Below are 20,402 nucleotides of genomic sequence, written 5' to 3' on the forward strand. Positions count from 1 at the left end.
GTACTTATGTGCTGAGCATGTGGACTTTCGTAAATCCATCAATGGCCTTGCGGCGTTGGTGGAATGTGAGCTTGAATTACCCGTGCTATCGGGCGCGCTGTTTGTGTTTTGTAATAAAAAGCGCGACTGGTTTGAAACCATTACGTATGATAATAACGATGAACAAGTTGTACTCACATTAAAGCACGATGGAAAATTTGAGAGTGGAATTGCATCAAGCGAATTTAAAATAGTTGATAGTAGCCATGAATGTAGCCTAATAAGTAAAAGTGGCACTTTTAGATCCATAGAAGGAGGGAAAGCTATCTACCAAATTTCATAAAATTTTATAAAGCGGACAATGCTATTACGTCCGCTTGTCGCTCAAAACAGATCTTTAGAGTATTTGCGTTAACGCGAAATGAGTTAGACCGGAAGGGCATTTGGCACAAACTGGTTATTCATTTTCAGCCCTCAGCAAATAGAATCATTAAAAACTACATCGCATAGACATTAGTAACTCTATTACTATCAGTCACCGAATAGTAATAACTAGCCAATCTTTGTCTTTATTCGATTATAAAACTGTCTCTGTTTGAACCTAATTGTCTTCACTTAGAATCTAATAAACTAACTAAGCATTTTTTCCAGCAACCCATCCACTACTCCAAGCCCACTGAAAGTTGTACCCCCCTAGCCAGCCAGTTACATCAATCGCTTCTCCAATGAAAAATAGACCCGGAACAGATTTTACTTCCATTGTCTTAGAAGATAGCTGATCTGTATTTATTCCACCGATGGTTACTTCAGCTGTACGATATCCCTCAGTATTAGAAGGCTTTATTTTCCATGAATGTAAATTCTCAGATAATAACTGAACCTGCTTATGGTTGAGCTGTTTGATAGGTATATTAGGGATTTCAAATAAAGCTATCAGCTTCTCGGCAAATCTTTTAGCAAAGAAACTAGAAAGTAAATTTTTAGTCGAAATATTAGGTTGTTCTAATAAAGCTTTGTTGATAATTTCTTCTATATCGTGACTTGGAAGTAAATTAACCTCAACTTGATCTCCGGGGTTCCAATAAGAAGAAATCTGTAATATCGCGGGTCCCGATAAGCCTCTATGAGTAATAAGCATATCTTCTGAAAAGGATGTATTGTTTGTTGTTACAGTTACATTGGTTGAAATTCCGGAAACTTCTGAAAGTATTTCCTTTAAAATGGGGTCTAAAGTAAAAGGAACGAGTCCAGCTCTAGTTGGTAATACTGTAAGGCCGAACTGTTTGGCAACTTTATATGCAAAAGGAGTAGCTCCTAATTTCGGCATCGACAATCCGCCTGTCGCGATAATTAATGACTCACACTTATAGCTTTGTTTATTTGTAGATATACAAAACTTGCCATCACTCAGCTTTTCTATTTTAATTATTTCTGTTTGAAAGCTGAAATCAACATGATTTTTTTCACATTCAGCCATGAGCATATTTACAATATCCTTGGCTGAATCATCGCAGAATAGTTGGCCAAGTGTTTTTTCATGATAAGGGATCTGATAATCACTAACTAAACCGATAAAGTCCCACTGGGTATATTGACTAAGTGCAGACTTGCAGAAATGAGGATTTTGGCATAAGTACTTGTCAGGTTCTATATTATAGTTAGTGAAGTTACACCTACCGCCGCCTGAGATTAGAATCTTTTTTCCGGGCTTTTTCGCATGGTCTAATACTGTAACTTTTCTGTTATTTTTTCCTGCGGTAGCAGCTGCAAACAATCCCGCCGCCCCAGCACCAATAACAATTACATCTGCTGTTTCAAAATTCGTCATTAGGCAGCTTCTTTAAAATTAAGTGAATTCTCTTGCTTTGAATTGATCAACAACTTGAGTATTTGATCTGGTTTTTTACTGTTGATCTTATTTCCAGTATAAGTCATTGTATTTTTGATCATAAAAATAAATAAACGATTTTCCTTGCAATGTTTAGTTACCTCGGCGGTACGATAGCCCTCTGTGCCATTAGGTTTTATTTGCCATGCGTGAATATAGCTTGCTAACTCATCTATTTGAGCATGGGTAAGCTGATTAATATTACAATCTGGAATAGCTTTGCTGTCGTGCAGTATGTCTATAAAGCGTTTGGGTAAAATAGTCGCAAGGCTGTTTTTTAATGATTTTTGGGCTTGTGTTTCTCGCCAATCAGCCAGTTGCTGTTTTAAATCGAGATCAGGGAGCAAGTTTATGCTTACTGCCTGCCCTGCTCGCCAAAATGAGCTTATTTGCAATATCGCAGGCCCCGATAAACCTCGGTGAGTAAACAAAATATTCTCTTTAAATACAGTGCCGTCTTCGCTAGACACTTCGCACGGTATACTAATTCCTGAAAGCCCTTCAAAGCGTTCTTTATCGTGTTGATGCAAAGTAAATGGCACAAGCGCCGCCATGGTAGGTAGTACGTTTAAGCCAAACTGCTCTGCAATTTTATAGCCTATAGGAGTGGCGCCAAGCTTGGGCATTGTTAAACCGCCCGATGCGATAACTAGCGATTCACAAGTAAGTGTTTCTTGCTCAGTGGTAACACGGTAGCCAATGTCGGTTTTAGCCACATTTAACACTTCGCTGCGCAATTTAATATTAACACCAGCCCACTCGCATTCGGTAAGTAGTATATCGACTATATCTTGCGCGCTGTTATCGCAAAACAGCTGGCCTAAGGTTTTATGATGGTATGCCAAACCGTGGCGGTCCACCAGCTCAATAAAATCGTGTTGTGTATAGCGGCTTAAGCACGACTTAACAAAGTGAGGGTTACTGCATAAGTAGTTTTCTGGACTGGCATTTTCATTGGTAAAATTACAACGCCCACCACCACTTATTAAAATTTTTCGACCAGGCTTTTTGCCCATATCAAGCACTGTAACGCTACGCCCGCGATAACCTGCTTGTGCTGCACCCATTAATCCGGCTGCACCTGCGCCAATCACAATTACATCTACTTGATTCATTACTTCGCCCTACTCAAAAATTTGCCCGATTATAGCAAAGTTTGTTTAAACACTCTGAATAGAATTTATTATTAAATTTATAGCAACAAATGTAACCAAGGCTAGTTATGGGCTTTTCTAAACAGTGTAAAAATAACAATCCTTTATACTTATTTTTGTTTTATATGATAAATACTAAACAACGACAAAGGCACCGTACACCTAGGTTATAACTAAAAGAAATAGGTACATAAGCAATTATTATTTTAAAGAAATTAACAGATCATTTACCTTTGTTTCTGTTTCGTAATTTAATATTACGAACTAACTAATAACAACTAGGGATAATTATGACAACAAGTAAATCATTTAAGCGTTGCGCTATCGCGCTCACTATTAGTACGGTATTTGCAGCATCTGCAAGTGTTGCTCAAGATGTGTCTACCTCTATGGCAGAAACCACAGCCAAACTACAAAGCCAATCGGGTTTTGAAACTCAGTTTATTATTAAGTACAAAAATAGCGCGAACGATATGCTAAGCACCTCGTCTGCTGACGCAAGCCCTGCAAATATGAAAAAGCGTGCTCAACGCTTTGTAAAAAATTTCGCTTCTAAAAAAGGTAAAGTAAAAGCGAAGTACATCCGTGCAATGGCGCTTAATAACCACCATGTTATGCGCGCAGATAAAAAACTAAGCGCTGCAGAAGCACAAGAATTTATGCAAGAAATGGTTGATTCTGGCAATGTTGAATACATTGAAGTGGATCAAATGTTAAAACCATTTGCAACGCCTAACGACCCTCGTTACGGCGATCAATGGCACTACTATGAGCAAGCGGGCGGCCTAAACTTACCAACCGCATGGGATACTGCAACAGGCAGTGGCGTAGTGGTTGCGGTACTTGATACTGGCTACCGCCCTCATGTTGATTTAAATGCTAACATTTTACCAGGTTACGATATGATCTCTAACCTATCGGTAGCTAATGATGGCGGCGGTCGCGACAGTGACGCACGCGATCCGGGCGATGCTGTAGCTGCTGGCGAATGTGGAAATAACGGCGCACAAGGCTCAAGCTGGCACGGTACGCACGTAGCAGGTACGGTTGCGGCTGTTACTAATAACGGTGAAGGTGTTGCCGGTGTGGCTTATGGCGCTAAAGTTGTGCCTGTACGTGTACTTGGTAAATGTGGTGGTTTAACGTCAGACATTGCTGATGGCATTATTTGGGCATCTGGCGGAAGTGTATCGGGCATTCCTGCCAACTCAAACCCTGCTGATGTAATTAACATGAGCTTAGGTGGCAGCGGCTCGTGTAGCTCTACCACACAAAACGCAATTAACACAGCACGCAGCAACGGTGCAGTCGTGGTTATTGCTGCCGGTAATGATAACGATAACTCAGCAAACTATAATCCAGGTAACTGTAGTGGCGTTGTTAATGTTGCCTCTGTTGGCCGTAACGGCGGACGAGCATATTATTCAAACTACGGTAGCAATATTGATGTTGCAGCGCCAGGCGGCGCACAAAGCTTTGCAAACGACTCTGAAGGCGTCTTATCAACCTATAACTCAGGCTCGTCTACACCTTCAAGCGATAGCTATGCGTTCTCTCAAGGTACATCAATGGCGGCGCCTCATGTTGCCGGTGTTGCAGCCCTGATAAAGCAAGCTAAACCAAATGCTACCCCAGATGAAATAGAAAGCATTTTAAAATCGACCACCCGCTCATTCCCAGCAACGTGTACAAGTTGTGGTACAGGTATTGTTGATGCAGCAGCCGCTGTAGCCGCAGCAAGTGGCGGTACAACACCTCCTACCGGTGGCGATAGCGAACTGACAGATGGCGAAGCTAAAACAGGCTTAAGCGGCGCTGCAAGTTCACAAGCGTATTACACGATGACTGTGCCAAGTGGCGCAACGAATGTTACGTTTACAATGAGTGGCGGTAGCGGCGATGCAGATTTATACGTACGCGCAGGCAGCCAACCAACTACCTCAAGCTACGATTGTCGTCCGTACAAAGGCGGTAATAGCGAAGAGTGTTCTATTGATAACCCAACCGCTGGTACATACCATGTAATGCTTCGTGGCTACTCGGCTTATTCTGGCGTTAGTTTAGTGGGTAATATTACAGGTGGTTCTACAGGTGGCGGTTCAACTACACCAGAAGCCGGTGGCGGCACGGTGAGCGATGTAACGGCTACAACAGGTAACTGGAAGCACTATACCTTAGATGTGCCAGCAGGAATGAGCACATTTACAGTCACCACCTCAGGTGGTACAGGTGATGCTGACTTATTTGTTAAGTTTGGCAGCCAACCTACCGCATCTAGCTACGATTGTCGTCCTTATAAAAACGGCAACGCAGAAACATGTACGTTTAGCAATCCGCAAGCGGGTACGTGGCATTTAAGCGTTAACGCTTACAGAACCTTTTCGGGTTTAACATTAAGTGGCCAATACCAGCCATAATTAAAAAGGCCCTAAGTGCATGCACTTAGGGCTTTAATAAAGCGGTTATAGTTTTTCTAACACAGACTCAGCACGGCTTACTGAAAACTCTTTGTCTTTTTCAACAAACAGTCCTGTTACTACATTATCGTCGACTATCATTGCATAGCGCGTAGAGCGTGTTCCACCAAAACTGCCGGTGTCTTTATCAAGCCCTAATGCTTTAGTAAAACTGCCATCGCCATCTGCTAACATATCGATTTGTTGGGCATTTTGAGATTCTCCCCATGCTTTCATTACAAAAGCATCGTTAACCGATACACAGTAAATTGCCGCAATACCTTTTGCTTTAATTTTATCACTAAGGGTTATAAATTCAGGTAAATGCGCATTTGAACAGGTAGGCGTAAATGCACCCGGTACAGCAAAAAGCACAACCTTTTTACCATTAAAAAGCTCAGCGTTAGTGTGAGTTTGCATGCCTTCGTCTGTTAGCTGCGTTAATGTAACTGCGGGTAACGTTTGACCTTGTTCAATCATGATAAATCCTTAAAGCATTTGATTAATGAGCCTACAGTATAACGCTAATTACCTTTGTGTTAGCAGGTATTTACAAACCAAGGTTTACTTTTATGGTTTGCATTTGCTGTTGTAACTGGCTATGAATATCGTCAACAAGTAAGCTTGATTCGCTTACTTGGCCTTTCATACTTTGCATTGACTGGCTAAAGTTATCTAGCAAATTACTTTGCTGTTTAGCCAGCTCCATGGCCTCAAATGCCACTTTGTTGGCTTGCTGAGCGTTATCGGCCACGCCCTCTGAGTTTACTTTTAGCTCTTGCGCGTTTTGTGTTTGCGACTGCGCGCCATCTGCTAAGGCCGCAATTTGTGTAGATACTGTGCCCGACTTTTCGCTCAGTAGTGTGAGCTGCTCATTAATATCGCTCAATGAGCCTTGAGTTTGACGGGCAAGCTGGCGTACTTCATCAGCTACAACAGCAAAGCCTCGGCCATGCTCGCCAGCACGTGCTGATTCAATTGCTGCATTTAACGCTAGTAGGTTTGTTTGATCGGCAATATTGCGGATCACTTCAATAATTTGCCCAACGCCTTCAACCCCCGCGAGCAGCTCTTGTAGGTTTTGCATACTTTGCTCAACCCGTGTTTGCGTATCTGAACTGGCACTTAGCATGCTTTGTGCAAAGCCTAAACTTTGCTCCATTGCACTAAAAGTGTGTTGGGCGTTATCAGCCACTTGGGCATTAATATTATTTACCTGCTCGCCAATTTGTTGAATATCAGCAAGCAAATGTTGGTTTTGCTCCACTTGCCCATGACTTGTAGACGCTTTTTGACTAATAGTTTGCAAATGCTCACTCATTTGCTGCATAAAATCATTTACCACTTTTAGCATTTGGGCACGCTCTTGTGCCTCTTTGCGCTGTCGCTCAATTAATAAATTAAAGTAACTGGCTATTTCGCCAACCTCTGTTTTTGGGTTCTTACTTTCAATATTTTTAAGCTCGTTACTTTCAATTAAAAAGGCAAACCCGTCTCTGAGCTGCCTTAATGGGTTGAGCACTTGGTTACGCTGCACAATATAAACACCCGCGGCTAGCATCACCAAAGCGCCAATAGCAAAGCAAAATACCCAAAATACGTTTTCTTTGAGCGCCCCTTGTGCGTGTTTTAGTTGCTGCTCTGCATTAATAACGGTTTTAGAGAGCAAGCTAATTTGCTCACGCAATTCATTGGTGCCCGCTTCACGTTGCTGAGCTTGCGCTAAAGTACTGGCTAAATCGCGAGGGTAGCGGTTAGGCCAGCTGGTAATTTCAGATTTTATTTCATCGGCCAAATCTTCAGCTTCTTCGTCAAAAAATAAAGCATCTTCGTCAACTTCGCTCATAACACCTAAATTAGGGAGTTGCTCTATTTTGGCTGCTAACGCATTTAAATTAGCAATACTTTGCTGCAAACTTTGTTCAGTATTGCTGTCGTAACTTACGATTAGTTGATAAGTAAATAAGGCAAGGTTGGTCACCTCGTTATAGTAATCAGCGCCAAGTGTGTAATAAGCTTGCGCATCGCTATTTTGATTAGGGGATTTTTTTGCATAACCAATCAGTGACGAGGCTGAGCCCGCCATTTGGCGAATTGCATTATCAAGTAACGCCGTTTCGTTGCCCGATAATTTACCCAGCGCTCTGTACTTACCTTTAATATCGGTATCTAACGTGCTGAGCTGCTCATTTAATTGCTCGGCAAGTACCGAGGGGAGTACTGCGAGTTGCTGTGTTTTTACTTGTTCAATTAGGGCTGATGATTGATTTAAGTATTGGCTATCACCTTGTTCTAGATAACTGCCTAAGTCACCGGCTAAATCCACTAAAATCGTGTTTTTTAATTTACTGTATGCGCTGTCTTGTTGCTCAAGCTTAAGTAAAGTTTGGCTTGCCCAAAATAGTGTGATGGCTAATAAAATACTTGCCAATGTTAACAGTATGGCTAACAGCCGAGTAAAAGATGATACGCGCATAAATAACAACCCCTATTGTTTAAGCGCGTAGACTATTAACTATTTATGACAATTTTATGTAACTCAGGGAAAACACGTATATTTGCGGCAAATATACGAGTAAAGGCTTAGCGAATACAGCGCCTTTATTAAACCAAGCAACTTAATTTATATGCTATTAAAGATAAGAAACGCGGGTTAATTACAAGGTGAGAGTTTCATCACTTGGGTGTGCAAATTAAAATAGGCTTAATACAGCTATCACCATTACTAAAGCGCTGCGTATTAGCTAACGCCAGGCACAAAAAAACCGCGACCAGCGCGGTTTTTATTTTATTGTGTTAATTAAAGGCCTGCACGGTCTTTAATTACAGCAATTAACGGTGAGCCACCGTGGCCATTGCCTTCAGCCCATGCTATATCAGCGCCATCAGACAGTGCGCTTTTTGATAAGTTTTTAACTATGTACTCGCCCGAGTCAACAGCGTTACTAACTACAGCATGGCGAAGTAAATTATTACCATTACATTGAATAGCATCGTAAATATTGCGAATTTTTACACGTGAGCTTTTTAGTTTACTACGTAAACGGTTTTTATCATCAGCTGCGATATATTCACAAATAGATACTGCTAATTGATCATTGGCTTTAGCAGGCACGGTATACATTAACGAACCAGCAGCAACGGCTGTAATAACAATTAGCTTTGACAATTTAAACATGAAACACCCTTTATGGTACTTTTTACCTATGTTGATTGTCTAATATTGTACCAACCTGCTGTAAGTTTCGCAATAATGTTAATCTTTTTTATATAAAGTTACGAATTTATAACTATATTGATTCTTTTCGTCGGGTTTATTTGCCTGTTCGTCGACGTTTTCCCACGTTGCTACTGCTTGGTAATCTGGAAACTGCGTATCCCCTTCAACCTCTAAATCTATAAAGGTTAAATATAAACGATCGGCACTTGGTAAAAACTGCTGATAAATATTACCACCGCCAATTATCATCACCTCTTCTTCGGCTTTAACCAGCTCTAGCGCAGCCTCTGGGGTGGTGACCGTCTCAATACCTTGAGCGTTATACTGGCTATTACGGGTAATAATTATGTTGCGACGCCCAGGTAAAGGACGACCTATCGATTCAAATGTTTTACGCCCCATAACGACAGGTTTGCCTGTTGTTACCTTTTTAAAATGCTGTAGATCGGCGGGTAAATGCCACGGCATTTTATTATCAAGACCAATTACACGGTTGTTTGCCATTGCGGCGATCATTGAAATTATCACATCAAATACCTAGTACTTTATTCTTAAAAAATAAAAAAGGAGCTTATGCTCCTTTTTAAAATATGTTTTTTATTAACGCTCGTAGACCACTTCTACATCGTAGTCGTCTTCATCCCAGTCGTCCCAATCATCATCATCGCCTTTGGTTGCTTTTTGATGATAAGTATCCCACTTGAACTCAACTTCTTCGTCTTCAATCTCAACGAACTTCTCTTTAGGCATGCTATCAAGTAATGCCATAATATCGTGAATTAATGGCTGAGTATTAAGCTTATTGACTGCTGAAATACGGTAAACGTTTTCTTCTTCACCTAGCTCTTGCGCAATTTGCTCACACAAAGCTTGCGCTTCATCTTCTGGCAAGAGGTCTATTTTATTAAACACTAACCAGCGTGGCTTTTCTGCAAGCTTAGGGCTGTATTGGTGTAACTCGTTAATAATGGCAAATGCATTATCAACAGGGTTTGAACCATCAACTGGCATAACATCAATCACGTGTAACAATACACGACAACGCTCTAAATGCTTCAAAAAGCGAATACCTAGGCCAGCACCGTCTGAGGCACCTTCAATTAAGCCCGGAATATCGGCTATTACAAACGATTTGTTAGCCTCTGGGCGCACAACCCCTAAATTAGGAATTAGCGTGGTAAACGGGTAATCAGCTACTTTTGGCTTTGCTGCCGATACACTGCGAATAAACGTTGATTTACCTGCATTTGGCAACCCTAATAGGCCTACATCGGCAAGTAGCATAAGCTCTAATTTAAGGTTACGAACTTCACCTGGAGTACCTAACGTTTTTTGACGTGGAGCACGGTTAGTACTTGATTTAAAACGTGCATTCCCCAAGCCATGGAAACCACCTTTTGCAACCACAATTTTTTGACCATGCTGCGTTAAATCGCCTAACGCCTCTTGAGTGTCAACGTCGGTAATACGTGTACCCACAGGTACTTTTACTACCAAGTCTTCGCCCTTTTTACCTGTACAGTTACGGCTTCGACCATTAGTACCACGCTCGGCACGGTGAAAACGCTCAAACTGGTAATCAATTAGGGTATTTAAGTTTTCATCAGCTTGTAGATAAACACTACCACCGTCTCCACCGTCACCGCCGTCCGGGCCACCGTCTGGTACATATTTTTCTCGACGGAAAGACACGACACCGCTGCCGCCGTCACCAGCTTCTGCGCGAATTTCTACTTCATCTACAAACTTCATGATTACTCACTTTAGGGATTGGCTTTAATTTAACTATTATATACCCAAGCCAACGTAAATGCAGGCTTGGGTATATATTTGACGTTTCTGAAAACAAAAAACCCCGCAAAGGCGGGGTTTTTTACTACCTTACTGATTACTCAGCTACGATAGTTACGTATTTACGGTTTAAAGGACCTTTTTGTTCAAATTGAACTTTACCATCTGCTTTTGCGAAGATAGTGTGGTCTTTACCGATACCTACGTTTGCGCCAGCGTGGAAACGAGTACCACGTTGACGAACAATGATGCTACCCGCTAGAACTGATTCGCCACCAAAACGCTTAACACCTAGGCGTTTGCTTTCTGAATCGCGACCGTTACGAGTACTACCAGCTGCTTTTTTATGTGCCATTTCTAAGTACCTCTAATTAAGCGCTAATGCCAGTGATTTTAACTTCAGTGAACCATTGACGATGGCCCATTTGCTTACGAGAATGCTTACGGCGTCTAAATTTAACAACCTTAATCTTCTCACCGCGACCATGTGAAACAACCTCAGCTGTTACTTTACCACCGTTTACGAACGGTACACCGATCTCGATTTTCTCACCATCAGCAACTAAAAGTACTGAATCAAATTCAACTGCTGCACCAGTTTCAACGTCTAATTTTTCAAGACGAATCGTTTGACCTTCAGTCACACGATGCTGTTTACCACCACTTTGGAAAACCGCGTACATAATTAACTCCGTCTGTGCGCCCTCAAATCGACGCAACTAAAATATTCTTCGATAGGGCGCGAAGTTTACGCTAATGCATAAAAACTAGCAAGCCTATTTTGTAATTAAAATGAATAAAAAGTAGCTGCATTGAGAGCAATTCAATATTTCCCCCATTTTATATTAAATTGCCCTGTTGCCAAGCGCTTTTTAGTGCAAAGACAAAATAAATTTACGTGTCGCTATGCCTACTCCAGAACCCATTGACTGTGCAATAAATAGTCGCGCTTTGAGTGTGAAATATACAATTAAATACCCTAATTAAGCGCTAATTAAGGTTTTTAACTCGGTTTTTTTAATGAATCGTCACAAAATATCGAGCTAGTGCTTTTTTTGTTGTACAATCGGCGCCGTTCACACATAAAAATTGGCTCGGAGATCAATGGATATAAAAGCTATCCAGGCGTTAATCGAAAGCGATATGAATGACGTCAATCAACTTATACACGCGCAAATGCGCTCAGATGTGGCGTTAGTCAATCAACTTGGTTTGTACATCGTTAACAGCGGCGGCAAACGCGTACGCCCGATGCTGGCAATATTGGCAGCAAGAGCTTTGGGTTACCAAGGTAAAGATCACATTACTTTGGCAACGATTGTTGAATTTATTCATACTGCAACACTATTACATGATGATGTTGTTGATGAATCTAACCTGCGCCGTGGTACACCGACTGCAAATGCCGAGTTTGGTAATGCTGCCAGCGTGCTGGTTGGGGATTTTATTTACACCCGCTCGTTTCAACTTATGGTGGGGCTGGGCAAAATGCAAATTATGCAAGTGCTTGCTGATGCCACCAACGTGATTGCTGAGGGTGAAGTATTGCAACTTATGAATTGCAACGACCCTAATACCACCGAAGCAAGTTACATGCAGGTTATTTACTCTAAAACAGCTAAATTATTTGAAGCCGCTACAGGGCTTGCAGCTATTATTACCGAGCAAGATAACAGTGTGTTAGATGCGCTTAATTTATATGGTATGCACTTAGGTACTGCTTTTCAGTTAGTTGATGACGTGCTTGATTACAACGCGGACGCTGACCAATTAGGTAAAAATATTGGTGATGATTTAGCAGAAGGTAAGCCAACCTTACCGCTAATATATGCGATGAAGCACGGCAGTGATCAGCAAAGAGCCCTTATTCGCGATGCCATTGAGCATTGCAATGGTATGGATAACCTTGAGGCTATTTTAACGGCACTTAAACAAACCAACGCACTTGAATTTACAATGCAAAAGGCGCAGCAAGAAGCAGACAAGGCCATTGCCTGTTTAGACTTTTTAGCAGAGTCGCAGTACAAGCAAGCGTTAATCAGCTTAGCGCGTATAGCTGTAGAGCGAGATCACTAACTTTGCAGCCTCCCTTAATTAGTATTTAAGGGCCATAATTTTCGAGCAATAAAAAAGCCTGCATAAGCAGGCTTTTTTGTGCATAACTTGGCTATTACGCCATGAAATCAACACCTTCTTTGATGTCTTTTTTCAGAGTTTCAAGCATGTCGTTTTTAGCTTTTTCTTCAAATGCGCTTAGCTCGCCGTAAGAAAGAATTTCTTCTACGCCGTTTGTGCCTAAACGTACTGGGTGAGCAAAGTACTCTGCATCGCCATTTTCAACAGCAACGTATGCGTAATCTACTACGTCTTCACCTTGTAGGCCTTTAACTAAAGACATACAAAAACGTGCTGCAGCAGCACCCATAGATAATGTAGCTGAACCACCGCCCGCTTTAGCATTTACTACTTCAGTACCTGCATTTTGGATGCGTGGAGTAAGTGTAGCTACTTCTTCTTCAGTGAAGTTCACGCCTTCAACTTGAGAAAGTAGAGGAAGAATAGTTGTGCCAGAGTGGCCACCAATTACTGGTACTTTAACAGTTGCTACGTCTACGCCTTTAAGCTCAGCAACAAATGCTTCTGAACGAATTACGTCAAGCGTAGTGATACCAAATACGCGCTTAGCGTCGTAAGTACCTGCTTTTTTGAATACTTCAGCAACAATTGGCACAGTGCCGTTTACTGGGTTAGTGATAACACCCACTAACGCTTTAGGACAGCTAGCTACAATGCCTTCTGCTAATGTTTTGATGATACCTGCGTTTACATTAAATAAATCCGCACGATCCATACCTGGTTTACGTGGCATACCCGCTGGGATAAGTACGATATCACACCCTTCAAGCGCTTTATTTAAATCGTCTGCGCCAAAACCTGCTACTTTAACATCTGTAGGGATGTGAGATAGGTCAACCGCAACACCTGGTACAACTGGTGCAACATCGTAAAGTGATAATTCAGAACCAGCTGGTAAGCCTGTTTTTAATAATAAAGACAACGCTTGACCGATACCGCCTGCAGCACCTAATACAGCAACTTTCATTGGAATTCTCCGTAATTTGAGGTAGGAAATATTTGTGGCTCTTAAGATAATGAAATTAGCGACTAAAAACAAATTTATCCTGCTTATTTCAGGTATATTTTCGACCATAGTTGTAAACTTTGTTGGTTTATCGCAGCAAACTGGCAAGTTAACTAAACAACTGCTGCATAATTATTCATTTTTGTGTAGAATTTGCATTATAAATAACAAAAATGAATAAAGACTATGCAACCACAAGACAAACAAGAAGCGCTGGTAAAAGCGTTTAAAGCACTTTTAAAAGAAGAGAACTTTGGCTCGCAAGTCGAAATAGTCGAAGCATTAAAAGAGCAAGGCTTTGACAATATAAGCCAAAGTAAGGTGTCGCGCATGCTTAGCAAGTTTGGCGCTGTGCGTACCCGTAATGCTAAACAAGAAATGGTTTATTGCCTACCCGCAGAAATGGGCGTACCGACTGCTAAAAGCCCACTACGCCAGCTTGTTATTGATATTATGCATAACGAAATGATGATTATTATAACCACCAGCCCAGGCGCTGCGCAGTTAATTGCCCGCTTATTAGACTCACTAGGCAAAGCGGATGGTGTATTGGGCACAATTGCCGGAGATGACACCATTTTTATTGCGCCAGCAAAAATATCTGAAATAGACATTACACTAGAGCGCGTACGTATTTTATTTGATACGGTTTAAAGCTGTTTTAAAAAACTAACTGACGGCGCAAAAAACGCTGAACCCATATCGGCTTGAGTAAAATCAAGCCAGTGGTCGTAACACTCCCCTTTTCCTATGCGGCTGTTAAGTACCTTTTCAAACGCACTCCCCGATGCTGAGCATGTAATACTTAGCATGCCTTGCTCGTAAACATCACCATACGGCATGCTTTGGTTAAGCAGTATAGCTTGGCCGCTCTCATCTTTGAGCTCACTTCTAGTCGCGTGGCTAGTATCTACCTTTGGCTCAATTAAGGTGTTATCTAAACGTGTGCGCCCCATAATGTGCTCTTGCTCGCTTAGTGATAAATGCTGCCATACACTCAGGTCATGCTTATAACGCTGTACATGAATATAGCTGCCTTGGTGTTCAAAGCTGTCGGGGTTATTAACCAGCGCCGTGATTCGTTTTTGGCGTCCATGTGGGGTATCGCCTGCATAAATAAAGCCGTTAAAGTCTCGCCCATCTAAAAACCTAAAATTGCGAATTTGTTCAACCAGCTCTACATCGGGCGAAAACAACTTTAATATTTGCAATGCAAAAAGGTGATTAACATCTTCTCGGTCTGAGCGAATTTGTATGAATAAATCACATGGCTGTACGCGCATAACAAAATCACTGTGATTTATATTAGGAAAGCTTTGCAGCTCGCTTGGGATATATTCAGGTAGTATATGCGGCCAATATTGCGCGCCTATAGCCACCATGCAAGAGAGCATGGCTTCGGAAAACTGATCACTAAACTCTTCTTCAATTGCGCTTACGCGCTTAAGCTTTGCGCGCAATGACTCGTCTTGACCATCAAATACATTAAAAAATAAATGCAAACCGTGTAAGTTTGCTTCAGCACAAATCCCAGATTGCGCTTGCGCCATTGTTATTCCTTAGCTTTATAAAACACAGCGAATAACACATTTGTTATGATTCGAAAAAATTCACCGTGTGAGGTTTTATTTTTATTATAACCTGCTCATTTATTTCAAATGACTGGCCATATTGTGCGGCAACTTCAATCTCTTGCTCTGCAATTACAACAGTGTAAACATAAGCCGAGCCTATAAACCGACGGCTTAAAATGCTCACACCTTGAGGGTTATCGGCCTGCGTATTTTGCGCAAGCTCAATATGGTGCGGACGAATATACACCACCCCTTTTATTGCACTGTGCGTATGCTCATGCTGCGATTGCACGACACCAAAAGGCGTTGTGTATTCAGTTGCCGTTAACACTTCTGCGCCTAAGTATATGCCCTGACCCAGAAACTCTGCAACCTCCTTTGTCTTTGGCATGGCAAAAAGCTGCTCTGGTGTACCTTGTTGGGCTATTTTTCCTTGGTGCATAATGGCTAGCGTGTCTGAAAACGCAAAGGCTTCTTCTTTTGAGTGGCTAACAAATACCGCAGAAACCTGCTGCGCTTTAATAATGCGCCTAATATCAGCAATTAACTCAAAGCGTACTTGTGTATCTATGTTCGAAAAAGGCTCATCAAGAAGCAATAAACTTGGCTTATAAGCCAAAGCCCGCGCAATAGCCACGCGTTGCTGCTGGCCACCCGAGAGCTGATGAGGGTAGCGTTTTGCACACCCCGTTAAATGCACTAGCTCTAGCATTTCCTCTACCCGTTGCTGTTTTTGCGCTTTGCTTACTTTACCCAGCCCAAACGCAATATTATCGGCCACACTGAGGTGCGGAAACAGGGCATAATCTTGAAACATCATCCCTATATTACGATGCTCTGGTGATACAAATGTATGCTTGTCGCTTACACATTTGCCATCTATAAATACGCTACCTTCATTTATTTCAATAAGGCCAGCAATTGCTTTTAAGGTGGTTGTTTTACCGCAGCCGCTGGCTCCGAGCAAACACACAATTTCGTCTTGACCCACCGTTAAATCTAAATTGTGTAGCACGTGCGTGCCACTGTAGTTATAGCCCACACCTTGTAAATTTAAACGGCTCATTTAACTGCGTTGCTCCATAGAACGATTAATAAAATACAAGGGGATCAACCCAACCAAAACAATAAATAAAGCGGAAATAGAAGCAAGCTCAAGCTGCTCATCGCTCACATATTGAAATACATGTGTGGCTAAACTTTCAAAGTCAAAAGGCCTTAATAGCAATGCGGCTGGGAGCTCTTTCATACACTCAATAAATACAAGCAATGCAGCTGTTAAAAGACCCCGACGTAATAAAGGAAGGTGCACTAAGCGCAGTGTTTGCCCTTGGCTTTTACCCATAGATTGGCTAGCCATATCCAGTGATGGACTAATACGTACAAAGCTCGATTCTATAGCACCGTGCGCAATGGCATAAAAGCGCACTAAGTAAGCCAGTATAATAGTGATAATGCTGCCGGTTAGTAATAAACCTATATCTAGGTTGTAGCTCTCAAGGGCTGCATTTATTGAGTTTTCTAATGCGCTAAGCGGTAATAACACAGCAATAGCCAGTACCGTACCTGGCAGTGCATAGCCGGTGCTCGCTAAGCGACCAGGTATTAAAGAATAGCCTTGCTTTGCCACACGCTGATAAAAAACGATTAGTGTAGCGAGTATTATACTGGCTACGCTTACAATAATAGCTACTTGTAAACTTTGCCACGCGTAACTAAAAAATGCCGTGTTCCACGCTTTATCAAAGTAAGTTATTGCATAATTTAGCAATACCAACATAGGTATAATAAAAGCAATGAGCAAAATAACACTGCAAAATGACGTAGCCAGCCATGCTTGTTTACCTTCAAGTTTGTATAGCGACTCGCTATTAACACCTGATTGACGCTCAAACACGGCTTGGTTACGCCGACTAAAGCGCTCCGCCATTAAAGCTAAAAACAGCAGTAACAGCATAACGCCCGATATTTTCGCTGCAGCCGTGAGTGAGTAATAACCAAACCATGTATCGTACACCGCGGTGGTTAAGGTGCTCACTGCAAAGTAACTTACCGTTGCATAGTCGGCCATGGTTTCCATGCTTATGAGCGCAAGGGCTGCCACAATTGAGCCACGAGAAAGCACTATACTTACCTTAAAAAAGCTTTGCCGAGGCGATAAACCCATTAATTGACTAGCTTGCACTAGCTTAAATGACTGCTCTCGCAGTGCGGTTTTAAAAATTAAAAATAAATACGGATACAGCACAAGTGCGATCATCACCATAGCGCCGGGCAAAGTGCGAATATCAAAAAACCAATAATCCGTTGGCGAGTGCCAATCAAACCACTCTCTTAGGGCTATTTGCACAGGGCCTGCGTAATCTAGCAAATCGGTATACACATAGGCTATTAAATAGGTGGGCATTGCAAGGGGCAGCATAAGCGCCCATTCAAATTGCTTTTTTCCGGGGAAGGAGCAATACGCACTGAGCCAACCAAGCGGAAGCGCAATTGCACAGCTAAGCAGGCATACGCCAAAAATAAGCAGTACGGTGTTAGTAATATAATCCCACAGCACGGTATCCCACAGATGAGAAAATACCTCTGAGTCGCCTTGTAAAGATTCATATATCAGAAAAAACAGCGGGGCCGACAATAAAAGCCCTGTCGACCAAGCAAAGAGCTGCCATTTAGACAGCTTAAATATAAAATTCATTAAAGGTCGAACTTCACCTCATCTATTAGCTTAAGGGCTAACGGACGATATTTACTGATCTCATCAAGTGCTAGGCCGTCTTCTTTAAAGCTTCCCCAAGAGGCCACTAAACTTGATAGCTCAACGCCTTGCTTAACCGGGTACTCCATATTTACAGAGGCATACATATTTTGAGCTTTGGTTTCGCTCATAAACTCAATAAGCTTAAGGGCATTATCAGGATTTTTTGCATATTTAGTAATAACAGCACCCGAAACATTTATGTGTGAGCCGCGGTTTTGCTGATTAGGAAAATTAATATAAACAGACTCAGCCCACGCTTTTTGCTCGTCGTCTTGAAGCATTTTACCAAGGTAGTAACTATTACCTAAAGCAAGATTACACAAACCTTCTTTTACCGCTTTTACTTGCGCGCGATCGTTACCTTGTGGCTTACGTGCTAAATTAGCTTTTACACCTTCTAACCATGTTTTAGTTTTTGCCTCGCCGTGATGAGCAATCATCGAAGCAACTAAGCCAAGGTTATAAGGGTGCTTGCCAGAACGTGTACAAATTTGTCCTTTGTACTGTGGGTTAGCCAAATCTTCGTAGGTGAGTTCAGGTAAAGCACCTAGGCGCTCTTTTGATGAATACACATTACGAACCCGCTTAGTTAATGCCACCCACTGCCCGTCGCTATCTCTATACGACGCAGGAATATTGCTTTTAATGCGATCACTTTTAATACTTTGCGTTAAATTGAGATCTTCTAGCTGAATAAGCGCACTAAAATTAGATGTTAATACTAAATCGGCTTTACTGTGTTTTCCTTCACGCTTAACACGCTCTATTAACCCTTTTTTTGCAAAAACCACATTCGTTTTAATGCCTGTTTGCTTAGTGAAGTCAGTTAAAATAGGTTGAATTAAAAACGGTTGACGAAAAGAGTAAATATTAACAACATCGCTCGCAAACGCAGGCGAAGCGCTAATAATACAAGTAAGTATAGCCAGTGCAGTTCTCATATCAATTTACCTAAATAGTAATTATTTACAGGGGATTTTATCGTGATAAGTGAAAATATACACTCTTTACATAAATGTAAATAAGTAATTAATGACCAAAATGGAAATACCGCGTAAGACATCTCTTACAGAGCTGACAGCTAATGAGTAAAAAAACCTATAACAACCCAGAAAAAACAACATAAGCTGTTGTTTTTATTCTGTTTGTTATAAATACTCATTTTTTATAAGTAAATCTATAGCCGTTTTAACCTATTTTAGTTGCACCAGCACGCTACAATTACTACATCAACCAAGCAGTGATGCTTATCGAGTAAAAGGAAATGGACTGCTTACTCGAACAACCAATGATTAGGTTACTACGGACAACACGGAAATTAGGACAGGCTCAGGATGAGTATCGCAATGGATTGTTGCACAAAGGAACGTATCAGGACGATACAGCAAGGATAACAACAGCGGATAGTTGTTTAACAGGATGTGATAGGAATTAAATGGACAGGCCCTTGAGGCAACACAATGGAATTGTAAATTAATGGACTGCACTAGGATGTGCTAAAAGGAATAGGTAATAGTTTTTACCACTACAGGATGTACAGGGATTTAAAGGAGATAGGCCCGGATAGCCTAAATTACATAGAACTAAAAAGTAATATCGTAATCACATGGATAAGTAAAAATTGGAGTTGATTAAGTTCAATTGCAGGATGCAAAATTAGAAGATTCCGCAAGCGCGCCTAGAGATAGAGCGCGCTTTTCTTTGCCTAAAATTAAGTTACTGTGGCCTGCCCTTATTTCGCTTACCAAGTAAGTACGCATCACGAAATTTTATAAAGTGCTGTTCAAGTTTTAAGGCGGCATCTTGCTCACCTGCGAGCGCTAACACCATAATGCCTACCTCAGCAGTGCCTAACTGGTATGCGTGAGGTGCAACACGTAAACGGTAATCTGATAGTTTATCAGCGGTGATCGACAACACCGGTAAATTATCTAGATACGGGCTTTTGCGGATCATTTTTTTAGCTTCGCGCCAGGTGCCATCTAAAAATATAAATAATGGCTTTTTGCCAGGTTCAATGTTTACTTCGGTGGTTGCCCTGCCCGGCTCTACATCTTCAGCTGGAAATATCACCATAGGTTGATAATCAGCGTTGTTTAATAAAGCTAATAGCTCAGCGCTTGGCTCTGTTCTGTCCCATCTAAATGCATAGTTGTCAGGGACTATTTCAGCAATTAAACGCCCTGTGTTTGACGGTTTAAAGCTTTCATTATGATACATTAATAAACACACGCCAGCATCGCACTGCGCTTGTTCTACACCCTCACATATACAGTAATGCTTGGCAATTAAACACTGCTCACAGCGATCCATTTTGCCGCCACGGGCATTAAATTCGCGGCGCGATTCGCTAATTTGCTGAGCTCGCAAAACTAATACTGAGTTATGTTGGGGATTTTTCAAGGGGGCTATTACCTAAAATTTGTTCGGCGCGTAT

19 protein-coding genes are annotated in these 20,402 nt (G+C 41.6%); 4 read left to right on the forward strand and 15 right to left on the reverse strand.

All coding sequences use genetic code 11. From position 1 onward, the window contains the following. On the forward strand, positions 1-322 hold a 322-nt coding region (gene tnpB, locus PSI06_RS09555; protein WP_273603649.1), incomplete at its 5' end, for an IS66 family insertion sequence element accessory protein TnpB. Positions 323-613: 291 nt separating this feature from the next. Here the strand turns inward: tnpB and PSI06_RS09560 are convergent. After that, complete coding sequence (locus tag PSI06_RS09560) at positions 614-1,807, reverse strand: NAD(P)/FAD-dependent oxidoreductase (protein WP_273603650.1); 1,194 nt, start codon at positions 1,805-1,807, stop codon at positions 614-616. Beyond that, the gene (locus PSI06_RS09565) at positions 1,807-2,982 is read right to left on the reverse strand and encodes an NAD(P)/FAD-dependent oxidoreductase (RefSeq protein ID WP_273603651.1); all 1,176 of its coding nucleotides are present in this window, start codon (positions 2,980-2,982) and stop codon (positions 1,807-1,809) included. The genes PSI06_RS09560 and PSI06_RS09565 overlap by 1 nt, the downstream gene beginning before the upstream one ends. Before the next feature lie 329 nt (positions 2,983-3,311). Here PSI06_RS09565 and PSI06_RS09570 point away from each other — a divergent pair, with 329 nt between their 5' ends. Beyond that, on the forward strand, positions 3,312-5,438 hold the full coding sequence (locus tag PSI06_RS09570; protein ID WP_273603652.1) for a S8 family peptidase: 2,127 nt from the start codon (positions 3,312-3,314) through the stop codon (positions 5,436-5,438). A gap of 45 nt (positions 5,439-5,483) precedes the next feature. On the opposite strand, the gene PSI06_RS09575 is transcribed toward PSI06_RS09570, so the two are convergent. From PSI06_RS09575 to rplU, 7 genes are all read right to left on the reverse strand, one after another. Beyond that, positions 5,484-5,957, reverse strand: coding sequence for a peroxiredoxin (locus tag PSI06_RS09575; protein ID WP_055252698.1), 474 nt, complete (start codon positions 5,955-5,957; stop codon positions 5,484-5,486). Positions 5,958-6,027: 70 nt separating this feature from the next. Then, positions 6,028-7,953 carry a methyl-accepting chemotaxis protein gene (locus PSI06_RS09580; RefSeq protein ID WP_273603653.1) on the reverse strand — a complete coding sequence of 642 codons (1,926 nt, stop codon included), beginning with the start codon at positions 7,951-7,953 and terminating at the stop codon, positions 6,028-6,030. A 324-nt stretch (positions 7,954-8,277) separates the two neighbouring features. Further along, positions 8,278-8,655, reverse strand: a complete 378-nt coding sequence (locus PSI06_RS09585) for a DUF3718 domain-containing protein (RefSeq protein WP_004587925.1) — start codon at positions 8,653-8,655, stop codon at positions 8,278-8,280. A gap of 78 nt (positions 8,656-8,733) precedes the next feature. Next, positions 8,734-9,225, reverse strand: a complete 492-nt coding sequence (gene folA, locus PSI06_RS09590) for a type 3 dihydrofolate reductase (protein ID WP_054982282.1) — start codon at positions 9,223-9,225, stop codon at positions 8,734-8,736. 72 nt (positions 9,226-9,297) lie between these two features. Further along, positions 9,298-10,449 carry an Obg family GTPase CgtA gene (gene cgtA / locus PSI06_RS09595; protein WP_273603654.1) on the reverse strand — a complete coding sequence of 384 codons (1,152 nt, stop codon included), beginning with the start codon at positions 10,447-10,449 and terminating at the stop codon, positions 9,298-9,300. A 136-nt stretch (positions 10,450-10,585) separates the two neighbouring features. After that, complete coding sequence (gene rpmA, locus PSI06_RS09600) at positions 10,586-10,843, reverse strand: 50S ribosomal protein L27 (RefSeq protein ID WP_004587922.1); 258 nt, start codon at positions 10,841-10,843, stop codon at positions 10,586-10,588. Positions 10,844-10,859: 16 nt separating this feature from the next. Then, positions 10,860-11,171, reverse strand: a complete 312-nt coding sequence (gene rplU, locus PSI06_RS09605; protein ID WP_004587921.1) for a 50S ribosomal protein L21 — start codon at positions 11,169-11,171, stop codon at positions 10,860-10,862. A 421-nt stretch (positions 11,172-11,592) separates the two neighbouring features. Between rplU and ispB the strand changes: the two genes are divergently transcribed. Then, entirely contained in the window at positions 11,593-12,564 is a 972-nt protein-coding gene (gene ispB / locus PSI06_RS09610; protein WP_054982281.1) for an octaprenyl diphosphate synthase, read from the forward strand. 94 nt (positions 12,565-12,658) lie between these two features. Here the strand turns inward: ispB and mdh are convergent, their stop codons facing one another. Continuing rightward, positions 12,659-13,591 (reverse strand): malate dehydrogenase, encoded by a 933-nt coding sequence (gene mdh / locus PSI06_RS09615; RefSeq protein ID WP_248463391.1) that lies wholly within the window; start codon positions 13,589-13,591, stop codon positions 12,659-12,661. A gap of 225 nt (positions 13,592-13,816) precedes the next feature. Between mdh and argR the strand changes: the two genes are divergently transcribed. Next, positions 13,817-14,284 carry a transcriptional regulator ArgR gene (gene argR / locus PSI06_RS09620; protein WP_273603655.1) on the forward strand — a complete coding sequence of 156 codons (468 nt, stop codon included), beginning with the start codon at positions 13,817-13,819 and terminating at the stop codon, positions 14,282-14,284. Here the strand turns inward: argR and PSI06_RS09625 are convergent. The 5 genes from PSI06_RS09625 to PSI06_RS09645 form a co-directional block, all read right to left on the reverse strand. Then, positions 14,281-15,180 carry a Dyp-type peroxidase gene (locus PSI06_RS09625; RefSeq protein WP_004587917.1) on the reverse strand — a complete coding sequence of 300 codons (900 nt, stop codon included), beginning with the start codon at positions 15,178-15,180 and terminating at the stop codon, positions 14,281-14,283. The two genes, argR and PSI06_RS09625, sit on opposite strands and share 4 nt — an antisense overlap. 43 nt (positions 15,181-15,223) lie before the next feature. Further along, positions 15,224-16,270, reverse strand: a complete 1,047-nt coding sequence (locus tag PSI06_RS09630) for an ABC transporter ATP-binding protein (protein WP_273603656.1) — start codon at positions 16,268-16,270, stop codon at positions 15,224-15,226. Continuing rightward, entirely contained in the window at positions 16,271-17,902 is a 1,632-nt protein-coding gene (locus PSI06_RS09635; protein WP_273603657.1) for an ABC transporter permease, read from the reverse strand. Continuing rightward, entirely contained in the window at positions 17,902-18,906 is a 1,005-nt protein-coding gene (locus PSI06_RS09640) for a Fe(3+) ABC transporter substrate-binding protein (RefSeq protein WP_273603658.1), read from the reverse strand. Before PSI06_RS09640 ends, PSI06_RS09635 begins: the two co-directional genes overlap by 1 nt. Before the next feature lie 775 nt (positions 18,907-19,681). Then, entirely contained in the window at positions 19,682-20,368 is a 687-nt protein-coding gene (locus PSI06_RS09645) for a tRNA-uridine aminocarboxypropyltransferase (protein WP_029773351.1), read from the reverse strand. Positions 20,369-20,402: the final 34 nt, after the last annotated feature.

It is taken from the genome of Pseudoalteromonas sp. GABNS16E, assembly GCF_028598715.1.
In the GTDB taxonomy this organism is placed as follows: Bacteria; Pseudomonadota; Gammaproteobacteria; order Enterobacterales; family Alteromonadaceae; genus Pseudoalteromonas; species Pseudoalteromonas atlantica.